11 protein-coding genes are annotated in these 12,485 nt (G+C 71.6%); 2 read left to right on the top strand and 9 right to left on the bottom strand.

The genetic code is table 11. The features are described from left to right. Positions 1 to 93: 93 nt before the first annotated feature. From ACFVS6_RS09205 to ACFVS6_RS09195, 3 genes are all read right to left on the bottom strand, one after another. Positions 94 to 888 (bottom strand): MerR family transcriptional regulator, encoded by a 795-nt coding sequence (locus ACFVS6_RS09205; RefSeq protein ID WP_389702093.1) that lies wholly within the window; start codon positions 886 to 888, stop codon positions 94 to 96. Positions 889 to 916: 28 nt separating this feature from the next. Next, positions 917 to 2,122 (bottom strand): methyltransferase, encoded by a 1,206-nt coding sequence (locus ACFVS6_RS09200; RefSeq protein WP_389702091.1) that lies wholly within the window; start codon positions 2,120 to 2,122, stop codon positions 917 to 919. 269 nt (positions 2,123 to 2,391) lie between these two features. Continuing rightward, positions 2,392 to 2,742: a tetratricopeptide repeat protein gene (locus tag ACFVS6_RS09195; protein WP_281207038.1), complete on the bottom strand. Its 351-nt coding sequence runs from the start codon at positions 2,740 to 2,742 to the stop codon at positions 2,392 to 2,394. A gap of 117 nt (positions 2,743 to 2,859) precedes the next feature. On the opposite strand from ACFVS6_RS09195, the gene ACFVS6_RS09190 reads away from it, so the two are divergent. Further along, positions 2,860 to 3,825 (top strand): pirin family protein, encoded by a 966-nt coding sequence (locus tag ACFVS6_RS09190; RefSeq protein WP_389702089.1) that lies wholly within the window; start codon positions 2,860 to 2,862, stop codon positions 3,823 to 3,825. A gap of 258 nt (positions 3,826 to 4,083) precedes the next feature. Then, the gene (locus ACFVS6_RS09185) at positions 4,084 to 5,340 is read left to right on the top strand and encodes a beta-propeller fold lactonase family protein (RefSeq protein ID WP_389702087.1); all 1,257 of its coding nucleotides are present in this window, start codon (positions 4,084 to 4,086) and stop codon (positions 5,338 to 5,340) included. A gap of 1,004 nt (positions 5,341 to 6,344) precedes the next feature. Here the strand turns inward: ACFVS6_RS09185 and ACFVS6_RS09180 are convergent. From ACFVS6_RS09180 to ACFVS6_RS09155, 6 genes are all read right to left on the bottom strand, one after another. Continuing rightward, positions 6,345 to 7,424 carry a PI-PLC domain-containing protein gene (locus ACFVS6_RS09180; RefSeq protein ID WP_389702086.1) on the bottom strand — a complete coding sequence of 360 codons (1,080 nt, stop codon included), beginning with the start codon at positions 7,422 to 7,424 and terminating at the stop codon, positions 6,345 to 6,347. A gap of 363 nt (positions 7,425 to 7,787) precedes the next feature. Further along, positions 7,788 to 8,912, bottom strand: a complete 1,125-nt coding sequence (locus ACFVS6_RS09175) for an LLM class flavin-dependent oxidoreductase (protein ID WP_389702084.1) — start codon at positions 8,910 to 8,912, stop codon at positions 7,788 to 7,790. Further along, on the bottom strand, positions 8,912 to 9,961 hold the full coding sequence (locus tag ACFVS6_RS09170) for an ABC transporter substrate-binding protein (protein ID WP_389702082.1): 1,050 nt from the start codon (positions 9,959 to 9,961) through the stop codon (positions 8,912 to 8,914). Before ACFVS6_RS09170 ends, ACFVS6_RS09175 begins: the two co-directional genes overlap by 1 nt. A gap of 74 nt (positions 9,962 to 10,035) precedes the next feature. Continuing rightward, positions 10,036 to 10,758 carry an ABC transporter ATP-binding protein gene (locus ACFVS6_RS09165; protein WP_389702081.1) on the bottom strand — a complete coding sequence of 241 codons (723 nt, stop codon included), beginning with the start codon at positions 10,756 to 10,758 and terminating at the stop codon, positions 10,036 to 10,038. Next, the gene (locus ACFVS6_RS09160; RefSeq protein ID WP_389702080.1) at positions 10,731 to 11,600 is read right to left on the bottom strand and encodes an ABC transporter permease; all 870 of its coding nucleotides are present in this window, start codon (positions 11,598 to 11,600) and stop codon (positions 10,731 to 10,733) included. The genes ACFVS6_RS09165 and ACFVS6_RS09160 overlap by 28 nt, the downstream gene beginning before the upstream one ends. Before the next feature lie 239 nt (positions 11,601 to 11,839). Beyond that, the gene (locus tag ACFVS6_RS09155; RefSeq protein ID WP_351286961.1) at positions 11,840 to 11,908 is read right to left on the bottom strand and encodes a putative leader peptide; all 69 of its coding nucleotides are present in this window, start codon (positions 11,906 to 11,908) and stop codon (positions 11,840 to 11,842) included. Positions 11,909 to 12,485: the final 577 nt, after the last annotated feature.

Below are 12,485 nucleotides of genomic sequence, written 5' to 3'. Positions count from 1 at the left end.
TCTCGGCTGTGCACCTTTGTTACCGACGAGTTGAATGTAAGAGTGCCAATGGTGGTTGGCAAGGTTGTGCGAGTGCACCTTTTGAGCCGACTCCTACTGCTCCGTACGCAGCAGTTCGGCGACCTCCGCCTCCACCCGACGGGCCATCGCCCGGGCGAACTCTGCGGCCACGACCTCGCCGGCCACCGGCCGCAACGCGGCCACCGCCTCCCGGACGTGATCCAACTGGGTGGCCGAAAGTGGTTCCAGGCCTTCCGCACCGATCACATGCCGCCGGAAAAGTCCGACGAAGCGGTCCGCGAGCGCGTCCGCCTGGATCTGGACGAAGTCCCCCGCGTCCAGGATCTCCCCCAGCGGAACCCCCTGCCGCACCAGCGCCAGCGTCGCCTCCAGCAACCGCCGGTTCGGATACGTCACCCGGTCCCCGTCGACCCGTACGTAACCCAAATCGGCCGCCCGCCGCGTGTGTTCGGCGGTCGCCTCCGGGCCGAACAGCTCGCGCAACTCGGCCCGGGTCATCGTCACCGGCTCCTCGTGCACCCAGTCCCGGGTCATCTCCCGCTCCAGCCCGAGGAGTTGGGACAGGCCGTCGCCCTGCTCCCAGGCGGTCAACAGCTCACCGATGCCGTTCACCGTGTACCCGCGCCCCAACAGGTCGCTGATCAGCCGCAGCCGGGTCAGGTGATCGTCGGAGTACCAGGCGATCCGCCCCTCCCGGCGCGGCGGAGGCAGCAACCCGCGCTCCTGGTAGTAGCGCAGGTTGCGCACCTTCACACCGGCCGCGCGGGCCACGTCCTCCCGGCGGTAGCGCCGCCCCGCTTCCCCGTCCGCGGCCATGCCCTCGACCGTTCCCTCGACCGTTCCGTCCGTCTGCACCTGGCTGCTCACGCGGCAGAGTGTAGGACGTACCGGCAGGTCACATGGGGCGCGTCCGCTCCTCGCGCTTGATCGCCCGCAACACCACGAACTTCGGCTCGCTCGCGGCGACTTCGCTGTTCCCGAAGAGCCGGCGCAGATGGGTGTGGTAGCCCATGTGACGGTTGGCCACCACCCACAGCTCACCGCCGGGCCGCAGCACCTTGCGCGACTGCGCGAACATGCGCAGCGCCGTCGCGTCCGTCGTGGCCTGGTGCGAGTGGAAGGGCGGGTTGCACAGCACCAGGTCCACGGAACCGGGCGGCAGCATCGAGACCCCGTCACCGACCAGGAACTCCGCCGTGCGCCGACCGGCCGGCACGTTGGCCTCGTACGTGGCCCGCGCGGAGGCGACCGCCTGGTACGACTCGTCCGTGAAGACGATCTCCGCGTCCGGGTCGGCGACCGCGACCGCCGTACCGACGACGCCGTTGCCGCAGCCCAGGTCCACGACCCGGGCCCCGTCCGTGTTCGTCGGGATGCTCTGCAGGAAGAAGCGGGTACCGATGTCCAGCCGGTCCGCGCAGAAGATCCCCGCGTGGTTGACGACCTTCAGGCCCGCGCCCGAGCCGCCGTCCTCGTCCACGGTGTACGTCAGCGGCCACGGACCGGGGGTGGTGGGCCGCGCCGCGCCCGGATTCCCCGGCGTGCAGAAGATCAGGCGCGCCTTCTTCTCCGCGAGGGAGGTCTTCGTCGGGCCGAGGATCTTCTCGAAGAGGCGCAGCGTCGAGGTGTGGATCTCCTTGACCATGCCGGCGCCCACGACCACGGTGCCCGCGTGCACGTGCGGAGCGACCCGGTACAGCTGGTCCTCCAGCAGCGCCAGGCTCTTCGGCACCCGCACGAGCAGGACGTCGATCCGCTCCGGTGGCGCGTCCTGCGTGGTCAGCAGGGACACCGTCGCCTTGGACGTGCCGATCCCGGCCCGGTCCAGGTTCGCCTCGGTGGCGGCCCGGGTCAGCGAGGAATCGGTGATCTGCGTCGGACGGTACGAGGCCAGGGCCGTCGTCAGGGTTCCCCAGCGGTCACCGAGGACGGTGATCTGCCCGGCACCGGCCAGGTCCACGGGGCCCCGCTCGCCGGTACCGCCGTCGAGATGACGCAGCAGGTACTCGTCGGCGGCGTCCCAGGCCTGGAGCCGGTCGCGCGGATCCGCGGGGAAGCGGGTGAGTTCGTAGGAGCCGAAGGGCGTGGTCAGGCGATTCATATGGAACCCAGGCTATCCGAGTCGGCCGCCCGGCCCCGCACACGCGGGGCCGGAGGGACCGCACGACTCGCAGAACACGCCCGCCGCCGCCCGTTTTCCCAGGCCGGAGCGGGTCCGCCGGAACGCCCGTACGGGCACGGACCGGCGGGGGGCCCGGGCGGCTGCCCGGCGGCCCGGCAGGGCGCGGCCGGACACGTCACCCGGGCCGACCGGGCCCACTCGGCCCACCGGGCTTGATCGCCCTACCGGGCCTGATCGCCCGACTGGGCCTACTCGGGGAAATCGCCCGCCATGGCCGCCGCGATCCGCAGGTGCGGGGCGGCCTCGGCGGCCCGGCCCTGACGCTGCAGCGTGCGCCCGAGCAGCAGCTGCGCGTAGTCCTCGACCGGCCAGCGCTCCAGGATCGCGCGCAGCTCCCGCTCCGCGCGCGACAGCTGGGCGGAGTGGTAGTAGGCCCGGGCCAGCAGCAGGCGCGGAGCCAGCTGCTCCGGCGCCTCGTCGGCGACCGTGACCAGGACGCGCGCGGCCGTCGCGTACTCCTTCGCCTCGAAGAACAGCCCGGCGCGCTCCCAGCGCTCCGCCGCGGTGCCGTGCTCGTGGTATGCCGTCGGCGCGTTCATCGCGTCCCTTCCGATCGCTCCCGGTGGGGTGTCGGTCCGTCCAACACGCCTTCCTGTCGGAACATTCCAGGCAAAGGACCGGCGACTCCAGCCCGGTGCGGCACTAAGTTGTCCGACATGAGCAATCTCGATCGCCAGCCAGCTCTCTCCGCCTGCGGCGGCCGCGGTTTCGTCGTCGCCGAACCGGTACGCGAGCTCCTCAGCCCCCGCACCGTCAAACTCGGCGAGTCCACCGAGGTCCGCCGCCTCCTGCCGAACCTGGGCCGCCGCATGGTGGGCGCCTGGTGCTTCGTCGACCACTACGGTCCGGACGACATCGCGGACGAGCCCGGCATGCAGGTCGCACCGCACCCCCACTCGGGGCTGCAGACCGTGAGCTGGCTGCACGACGGGGAGGTCCTGCACCGCGACAGCGAAGGCAGCCTCGCCACGATCCGCCCCCGCGAGCTGGGCCTGATGACCTCCGGCCGCGGCATCAGCCACTCGGAGGAGAGCCCCCGCCCGCACGCCCGCCTCCTGCACGGCGCCCAACTGTGGGTGGCCCTGCCGGACGCACACCGCGACGTGGCCCCCCACTTCCAGCACCACTCCGAACTCCCGCAGGTCACGGCCCCCGGCCTGACCGCCACGGTGATCCTGGGCAGCCTGGACGGTGCGACCTCGCCCGGTACGGCGTACACCCCCATCGTCGGCGCCGACCTCACCCTCGCCGGCGGCACCGAGACCCGGCTGCCCCTCGACCCGGACTTCGAGTACGCGGTCCTGTCGATGTCCGGCGAAGCCCACGTGGACGGCGTCCCCGTCCTTCCGGGCGCCATGCTCTACCTCGGCTGCGGCCGCACCGAACTCCCCCTCCGCGCAACCTCGGACGCCGGCCTGATGCTGCTGGGCGGCGAACCGTTCGAGGAGGAGATCGTCATGTTCTGGAACTGGATCGGGCGCAGCAACGAGGAGATCGTCCAGTTCCGCGAGGACTGGACGAACGGCACCCGCTACGGCGAGGTGAAGGGCTACGACGGCCCCCCGATCCCGGCGCCGCAGCTGCCGCCGGTACCGCTGAAGGCGCGCGGGAGGGTGCGCTGAGCTGTGCTTCTGTGCAGTAGGTCGATCAGTCGACATCGGCCGGGGAGAGGCCGCGTCCCGTACGGGGATCGTGCCGGCGGGGCATGCGGCGGGGGATCCGGGAGGTCCTTCGTCGACCGTGCCCCGAAGGTGGGCCGGATTGGGATATTCGGAGTACTGACGACATGTCGTGATTGATAATCAGATATAAGTACGCATACAACGTTCCTCGCAGCTCGAACAGGGATACTCCCTGACCGGGTCGTTCGAGGAGGATCCATGCAGCACTTCGCCGTCCGCGGGAATCCGCGTGTGGGGAGCGTCCGGGGGTACGTGTCGAAGCACGGCGTTCGGAAAGCGTCGTGCACGGTACTCGCTGCCGCAGCCGTTCTGACGCCGTCCGTCGCCCTGGCGGCTCCTGCCGCACCCGGCACGTACGCATACGTCGCCAACACGGGCCAGGACAAGGTCCGGGTGTTCGACACCGCCACCAACGCCCTCGTGACGAGCATCGACACCGGAGCGTTCAGCGGGCCCCTGCAGGTCGCCGCCACCCGAAACGGCAAGAAGGTCTACGTGACGGAGCGGGACTCGGGCGCCGTGTCGGCGATCGACGCTCTCACCAACACCGTGGTGGCCGAAATCCCCACGGGGAACGGCACTCCGGAGAGCGTGGCCATCTCGCCGGACGACAGCCGCGCCTATGTGACCGTCGAGGGGAACGGACTGGCCAACCGCGTCGTGGCGATCAACACCGCCACCAATGCCGTCGTGGGCACCCTGGAGACGGGGTCGGACACGCTCCCGAACGGGCTGGCGGTATCCCCGAACGGGAAGCGCCTCTACGTCGCCTACCGGGGCGCAGGCGTGGTGGCAGTGATCGACTCCGCCACCATGACGCTCATCACGACCGTGGACGTCGGACCGAGCGGACCCCGGAAGGTGGCCATCTCGCCGAGCGGCGCACGTGTCTACGTCACCGAGAACACCTCGGGCGAGGTATCGGTCATCGACACCGCCACCAACACGGTCGTGGTCCCGATTCCGGTCAACCAGGGGCTGGACGGCGTGGAGGTCTCGCTGGACGGGAAGCGCGTCTACGTCGCCGACCGGAACAACGCCCGGGTGGCGGTCATCGATGCCGCCACGAACAGCGTCGTCACTTCGATCCCCACCTCCGGGGATCCCGCAGAAATGTCGGTTTCCCCCACCGGAGCCCGGCTGTACGTCAGCCACCCCAACGGCGCGCACGCGGTGTCCGTCATCGACCTCGCCACCAACTCCGTCTCCGCGACCATCGACAGTCCCGAAGGCGCGCTCATCGGAATCGACCTGGGCTCGGTGCCGGGGACGGCAAAGGTGTCCTGCCCGGCCGGCAGCGTGCTGACGGGCGGCGGCTTCGGATCCACCGGTCCCGCACAGGACCAGTTCGTCAGCAGGCCGGTACCCGGCACCAACGACTGGGAGGTGAACGGGCAGAACAGGACGCGGGACGACGTCACCCTCACCCCGTATGCCGTCTGTGCCACGCCATGACGGCCTCGCGACGACCCGAAGGCAGCCGCCGACCGCCCACGGGTCCCGGGTCCACTTCCAGCGGACGATGATCAGGAGCAAGTGCATGCCGTCTGAAAGCACAGCAGCAACGCGGCGGAGCGGTCCGCCGCGCCGGACCGGATGGGTCGCAGGAGCCTTTGTCTCGATCGCCCTCACGGGTGCCGGTTTCGCGGCGCCCGCAGCCGCCGCCACCCCGCAGGACCCGTCGGACGCGCGGTACCTGACGGTGGATCCGCCTCCGCAGCACTACCAGTGCGCCGAGGGGCGGCCATGGGACGAGTCGTGCGAGCCCCACCCCGGAGAGCCTCCGTTTCCTCCCGGACCTCCCGGACCTCCCGGACCCGCCGGACCCGCCGGACCGGCCGGACCGGCCGGAGCCCCCGGCCCTTCGGGAGCCCAGGGCGCTCCGGGGGTCCCCGGCCCGGCCGGCACCCCGGGATCAGCCGGGCCCGCCGGACCCCAGGGAGCAGCCGGACCTGCGGGCCCTGCTGGTCCTCCCGGACGCGTTTCCACCCTCGTGATCACGGGCCTGCCCGTTTTGATCCCCGCGGCCCCGTAGCGGCACCGAGTCCCGCGCGGGTTGCCGCACCGCACGGCCGGCACGACCACGTGCTGCCGGCCGTGCGGCGCACCCGGCGGCACGAAACCACGGGCGGGAGCGACTTCGGCGACGGGCACACGGAGCGGTTGCTGCGGACGGTCGCGGGGTTGGGGGCCACGACCGTACCGCACCGTGACGTGTGCCGTCGGCGCCGTGCGTGTCAGCGGCGCAGAGAGCCCAGCAGGCCTTCCCACGGGCCCTCCCGGAGGTACGTCGAGGTCTTGGCCCGGCCCAGGACCCGGAGTCGTCACCGGTGGTCGCCGTGTCGCGGAGGCTCACACCCGGCCGGCGCTGACGACGGCCGGCGCCGGCCCGGCAAAGCCCAGTCCGTAGGGTGAGGGTCCGGCGGGTGACGGGTTCGCGGTCCGGTCGCCGCCGCTTCTCAGGGGCCCTTGTTGAGTTCCGCGACGATCGAGGCGGGTGTGTGTCCGCTGCCGTCGGACAGGCGGTGGAAGTCGACGGAGACGAAGTTCGGAGTGCGGCCGCCGCTTGCGGTCCGGCACTGCTCCGCGATGCGGTTCCTGAGCTTGGCCCCGTTGTCCAGGGACGCGGTGAGGACCGTGGGCACGTTGCGGTGGTGGCTCATCGTGAACAGCCGCCGGAATCCGGGTTCCTGCCGGTCCAGGGGCACGTCGGGCCAGCGGGTGACGCACGCGACGTCGTCGCCCAGGTCGCCGAGGCTCCAGTAGTTGCTCACGGTCCAGGACCTGTCGTACATGACGCCCAAGTGCTCGCGGTCGGACCGGTCCGAGAAGATGATCAGGCGCTTGCCGGTGGTGACGAGATCGGCCACCTTCGGCCAGCCCTGCTGCCGTACGCCCCACTCGTCGGGCCGGAACAGCAGCGGGTCGATCCCGCGGACCTTGCCGAGTGACTGCCCGAGTTGCTCGGCGCTGACGTAGTCCTCGAGGAAGACGGTCACCACCTCCTGCGGATGGGAGGCCAGGAAATCGACCACCGTCTGCATGGTGCCGTGGAAGGACTGCCTCGGGAGCGCGTACGTGATTCCGGCGAAGGTCTTGCATTCGCCGTGGCACAGGTGGACGTCGCTCGGGTAGCAGTCGCTGCCGAAGCTGATGACGCACAACCAGGTGCTGCGCTCGTACCAGTGCGTGTCCAGGCTCAGGGCGCGGACACCACCCTCGAGCTGCGCGCGCACCGACTCGGACTGGTTCACCGAACTCCAGCGCGAGTCCTCGTAGTTGGTGAAGGAGTTGTGGGTGGTCAGGAAGGAGGCCTCGTCGAGGCGGCGGTCGCCCCAGCGGGCGGCGGCCTCGCCCGCCGCCCGCTGCGGGGCGGGCGAGAGGGATGGAGGGGCCGTGGCCGCGACGGCGCCCGGTGCGCAGAGGAGGGCCAGAAGGAAGAGGCACACCAAGAGGGGGAGCCTTCTTCTTCGCGCCGATGAGGTGCCGGGACGCCGGAGGGGCGCGCCGCCCTTGCGAGACGTGTCCATGTCAAACATGGCCGGGAGGGTACCGTGCCCGGCGAGTACACGCCTCCCCTCGGACGGCATCGGCCGAATCCGGCCGCCGTGCGGCCTGCGGCACGGGCGACCACCCTCGTCCAGTTCCGCGAGGACCGGACGAACGGCACCCGCCACGGCGAGGTGAAGGGCTACGAAGGCCCCCGGCCCTCGCCCCGCAACTCCCGCCGGTGCCGCTGAAGGCGCGGGAGCGGGTGCGCTGACCTGCACTTCTGCGCCCGGAGCGGGTGAGCGACATCGTGTCAGGGCCGAGAGCAGGGCTCTCGGCCCTGACAGGAATCCGTCCAGGGCCTGCGGGAGCAGTTCCTCGTCCACCGGGTCCCGCGCCGCGCGGTCGCGGTTCTACCGACTCCGGGCGCTCACCGGACCCTCCCGTCCGGCCAGCAGGCCGCGGGACGCCAGCTCCGGAGTGACGCCCTCGCCGAACCAGTACGCCTCCTCCAGGTGCGGATAGCCGGAGAGCACGAAGTGTTCGATCCCGAGCCCGTGGTACTCCTCGATCCTGTCCGCCACGTCCGCGTGGCTGCCGACCAGGGCCGTTCCCGCTCCGCCGCGGACCAGGCCGACGCCCGCCCAGAGGTTCGGCGAGATCTCCAGCTTGTCCCGCGTACCGCCGTGCAGCGCCAGCATCCGTTGCTGCCCGACGGACTCGCTGACCCCCAGCAGTGACTGGGCGGTGGCGATGTCCGCGTCGGAGAGGTCCCCGAGCAGCCGATCGGCCGCGCCCCAGGCCTCCTTCGCCGAATCCCGCGAGATCGTGTGCAGCCGGATCCCGAAGCGCACCGTGCGTCCCCGCTCCTCGGCCAGGCCGCGGATCCAGTCGATCTTCTCCTTCACCTCCTGGGGCCGCTCGCCCCAGGTCAGGTACACGTCCGCGTGCTCGGCGGCGACCGGTCCGGCCGCGGCCGACGACCCACCGAAGAAGATCTCCGGCAGCGGGTCCGGCGGCAGCGCCGTCAGCCCGCCGTCGACCTGGTAGTGCTCGCCGCGGAAGTCGTACGGCTTGCCGCCCCACACGCCGCGGACGACCGACAGGAACTCGGCGGTGCGTTCGTAGCGGCGGTCGTGGTCGAGGTGGTCGCCGAACCGCCGCTGCTCGGCGGAGTCCCCGCCCGTGACCACGTTCAGCAGCAGCCGTCCCCGCGTGATCCGCTGGTACGTCGCCGCCATCTGCGCGGCGAGAGTGGGGGAGATGACCCCCGGCCGGAAGGCGACCAGGAACTTCAGCCGCTCCGTGTGCTGGGACAGGGCGACCGTGGTCAGCCAGGCGTCCTCGCACCAGGTGCCCGTCGGGGTCAGCACCGCCTCGAAGCCGAGCCGCTCGGCCGCCTTGGCGATCTGCGCGAGGTACTCGATGTCGGGCGCGCGGACCCCGGTCGTAGTGGTGTTGTGGGCGTAGGCGTGCCGGTCCACGAGCGTGCGGCCGTCGCCGCCGGTGGGCAGGAACCAGTGCAGTCGGACGGTCATCAGGAGTCCTTCCCGTACGTGCGCGGGGCGGTGGTGGAGGGCGGCAGGTCACGGTTGAAGCGGGTGTCCACGAAGTCCTTGAAGACGACCTTGCCGGGGATCAGCTTCAGTTCGGTGAAGGTGTCGGCGATCTTCTGCTCGGAGGCCACGGCCGCGTCGTCGACGGCCACCGTCACCCGCGTGCCGTTGCTGCGCCTGACGGCGTCGAGGGCAACCTCGTACGGCAGTCCGGTCTCCTTCGACCACACCTTCGCCCACTCCTCCGGGTGCTTGAACACCCAGTCCTGGGCGCGCTGGAGGCGCTGGAGGAAGTCGCCGATGGCCTTGCTCTTGGTCCCGTCCTCCAGTGCGGAGGGCGCCGCGACCTGGAAGCCGAGCCCGTTGACGACACCCTCGCCGCTGGTCAGCACCCGGGCGCCGGAGCGCAGCACCTGCGAGGTGTACGGGTCCCACACCGCCCAGGCGTCGACCTTTCCGCTGTTGAACGCCGCGAGCGCGTCCGCCGGCTGGAGCAGGGTGATCTGCACGTCGGAGGGGGTCAGGCCGGCGGCCCCGAGGCTCGCGATGAGCTGGAAGTGCGCCGAACTGCCCTGCGCGACAGCGATCTTCTTGCCGCGCAGTTCCGCGGGGGACTTCAGCGCGGAGTCCTTGGGCACCAGGATCGCCTCGCCGGTCGAGGAGCTGTGCGTGGCGCCCACGACGACGATCTTCGACTTGGCGGCGGCCGCGAAGACGGGCGGGGTGTTGCCCACGCTGCCCACGTCCACGGCCTTGGCGTTGATCGCCTCCAGCATCGGCGGCCCCGAGGTGAAGGTGGACCACTTGACCGTGTAGTCCAGGTTCTCCAACTCACCGGCCGCGCGCAGCAGCGACTCCGAGCCGCCCTTCTGGTCCCCGACGTTCAGCGTGACCTTGGCCCCGCCGGCCTTCGCGCTCTCCTGACCCGCCGGCTTCGATTCGTCGCTGCCGGAGTTGCTGCCCCCGCAGGCGGACAGCGCCAGGGAGAGCGGGATCAGGGCGGCCAGGAGGGGGATGGTGGTGCGTCTCATGTCGGATCTCTTCGATCTCTCGTACGGGCGGGCGGACGGAAGCGGGAGGAGAGGGGCGGAACGGGGAACGGGACTCAGTGGACGCCGAGTTCGGCCAGGAGCCGGGTGCGCAGTTCCGCGAAGGTCGGGTCACCGGCGGCACGGGGCCGCTCCAGGGGCACCCTGACGTCGTAGGCGACGCGGCCCTCGTCCATGACGAGGATCCGGTCGGCCAACAGGACGGCCTCGTCCACGTCGTGCGTGACCAGGAGCACCGCGCAACCGCGCCGCTGCCACAGCTCGGAGACCAGCAGCTGCGCCTTGATCCTGGTGAGCGCGTCGAGCGCGCCGAACGGCTCGTCCAGCAGGAGCAGGTCGGGCTCGCGGACCAGCGCCCGGGCCAGGGAGGCCCGCTGCGCTTCGCCGCCCGACAGGGTCTTCGGCCAGGCGTCGACGCGGTGCTCCAGTCCCACCTCGGCCAACGCCTTCTCGGCGCGGTCCCGTTCGGGACGGCCGGGCAGCCCGAGCAGGACGTTGCGCCACACCCGTTTCCACGGCATCAGTCGGGGCGCCTGGAAGGCCACGGCCCGCCGCTCGGGCACGAGGACCTCGCCGGAGATCTCCCGGTCCAGGCCGGCCAGGATCCGCAGCAGGGTCGACTTGCCGCAGCCGCTGCGTCCGAGGAGGACGGTGAACTCGCCCGCGGCCAGGCTCAGGTCGAGTCCGTCGATGACGGCGCGGCCGTCGAAGGAGCGGGTCAGTCCGGTGACCCGTACGGCGGTCTGCGGGATCACTGCCCCGTGAACGTCGGTCGCCATTGCAGCAGCAGCCTTTCGAGAGCGCGGACGACGAGGTCGGCGGTCAGGCCGAGGAGGGCGTAGACCGCGAGGCAGACGACGATCACGTCCGTACGGAAGAACTCGCGCGCCTGGTTCATCAGGAACCCGATGCCGGCGTCGGCGTTGATGGACTCCCCGAAGACCAGGGCCAGCCAGGCGGTCGCGAGGGAGTAGCGCAGACCCGTCATGAACCCGGGCAGCGCGCCGGGCAGCACCACGTGGCGGACGAGCCCCCAGCGACCGAGGCCCAAGGCGCCGCCGGCTTCGATGAGTTGCTGGTCGACTCCGCGGATGCCCGCGTAGACGTTCAGGTAGAGATGGAAGGCCGTCCCGAGGGCGATCAGTGCGACCTTCGGCGCCTCGCCGATGCCCATCCAGATGATGAAGAGCGGGATGAGACCGACCCAGGGGACCGTGCGCAGCATCTGCACGCTCGCGTCGATCAGGTCCTCGCCGAGCCGGGACAGTCCGGACAGCAGCGCCAGAGTGGTGCCCGCGGCCCCGCCGATCAACAGGCCGATGGCGACGCGCTGGAGGGAGATCCACATCGCGGAGGGCAGGGTGCCGTCGCCGATCAGGTCCGCTCCGGCGGAGGCGATGGTGGCCGGCGGTGCGAGGGTGTCGGGGGACAGGATCCCGAAGGTGCTGGTCAGCTGCCACATCGCGAGGAGCAGGAGCGGCCCGACGGTCCGCCGCAGCCAGCGGGGCGGCGACCCGCGGCGCGCCGAAACCGGCACGACGGGGACGAGGGCGGGGGGCGGATCGACAGCGACGGATACCGTTTTGGCAGATATGTCGGGCGGTGCGTGGTCGAGGCTCATCGAGGCTCCACGGAGGGGGGTACGGAGGGCGGGCCGAACGGGGCCCGGGCGGGGTGCGGCGAAGGCGGCGGGGGTGTGGCGGACGCGTGTCCGCGGCCCTGTGCGCGCGGGGTCCCGTCGCCCGCACCGCGGCGACGCGGTGCCCCGTGGCGCGGAGCTACGGGACGGGTGGGGCGGGGGAGTTCAGGGGGTGCGGCGGTCGGGCGCGGAGCGCTCGCGGCGCGTGGGGGAAGGGGGCGTCAGCAGCCGCGGCGACACGCGGCGGAGGCCACCCGCAGCAGGTCGATGTGACCGCGCGTGGTGAGCATGGCTGAACGCAACATGCGGCCGAAGGTAGCCACGGGGCGGGACACCGGTCAATGGTGTCTCAATCATTGGACGGTACGTCTCCGCCATTGGGACACCGGACGACGTCGGGCCCCGCCGGGCGTCCGAACGCCCGCCCGCACGGCGGTGGTCGGTGCCGCGCGGGCGGAGCCACCGGGACTCGGATCGGGCGGATCGCGCGATCCGGGCCGCCAGTCGCTCGGGTGCGGTGGAGGTTCGACCACCGGTGTGGCGAGCGGGTCCTCCCCGGCGTCGGGCATGGGGTCGCGGTGGATCCCGAAGGTGATGTCGAGGCTCTTGTGGCCCCTCCAGGAGGGATCACCCGCCCGGCAGGCCGAGCACCCGCCCGGCAGGCCGAGCGGGCGCCCGGCGGTCCCTTCCGCAGCGGGCCCGGGGTACCCGGTAGGGTGACGGGCTCTTGGGGAGCCGTGGGCGCCACCTCCCGGGCCTGTCGGGCTGCGGGGTTACTTGGCGCCGAGGCCGGCGTCGGAGACCTCGGGCTTGCCGGTGGCCTTGAGGACCTTGTTGAGGAGCGTCAGGTCGTAGATGCCGGCGAGG

The organism is Streptomyces sp. NPDC057939 (genome assembly GCF_042887545.1).
In the GTDB taxonomy this organism is placed as follows: Bacteria; Actinomycetota; Actinomycetes; order Streptomycetales; family Streptomycetaceae; genus Streptomyces.
Note: the sequence above shows the minus strand (reverse complement) of the source record. Positions and strands in the feature narration are given on the sequence as shown.

Bases quoted from the DNA above. Each gene is read 5' to 3' on its own strand.
- ACFVS6_RS09200 (WP_389702091.1), bottom strand. From the start codon at position 2,122: ATGAATCGCCTGACCACGCCCTTCGGCTCCTACGAACTCACCCGCTTC.
- ACFVS6_RS09195 (WP_281207038.1), bottom strand. From the start codon at position 2,742: ATGAACGCGCCGACGGCATACCACGAGCACGGCACCGCGGCGGAGCGC.
- ACFVS6_RS09190 (WP_389702089.1), top strand. From the start codon at position 2,860: ATGAGCAATCTCGATCGCCAGCCAGCTCTCTCCGCCTGCGGCGGCCGC.
- ACFVS6_RS09185 (WP_389702087.1), top strand. From the start codon at position 4,084: ATGCAGCACTTCGCCGTCCGCGGGAATCCGCGTGTGGGGAGCGTCCGG.
- ACFVS6_RS09180 (WP_389702086.1), bottom strand. From the start codon at position 7,424: ATGTTTGACATGGACACGTCTCGCAAGGGCGGCGCGCCCCTCCGGCGT.
- ACFVS6_RS09175 (WP_389702084.1), bottom strand. From the start codon at position 8,912: ATGACCGTCCGACTGCACTGGTTCCTGCCCACCGGCGGCGACGGCCGC.
- ACFVS6_RS09170 (WP_389702082.1), bottom strand. From the start codon at position 9,961: ATGAGACGCACCACCATCCCCCTCCTGGCCGCCCTGATCCCGCTCTCC.
- ACFVS6_RS09165 (WP_389702081.1), bottom strand. From the start codon at position 10,758: ATGGCGACCGACGTTCACGGGGCAGTGATCCCGCAGACCGCCGTACGG.
- ACFVS6_RS09160 (WP_389702080.1), bottom strand. From the start codon at position 11,600: ATGAGCCTCGACCACGCACCGCCCGACATATCTGCCAAAACGGTATCC.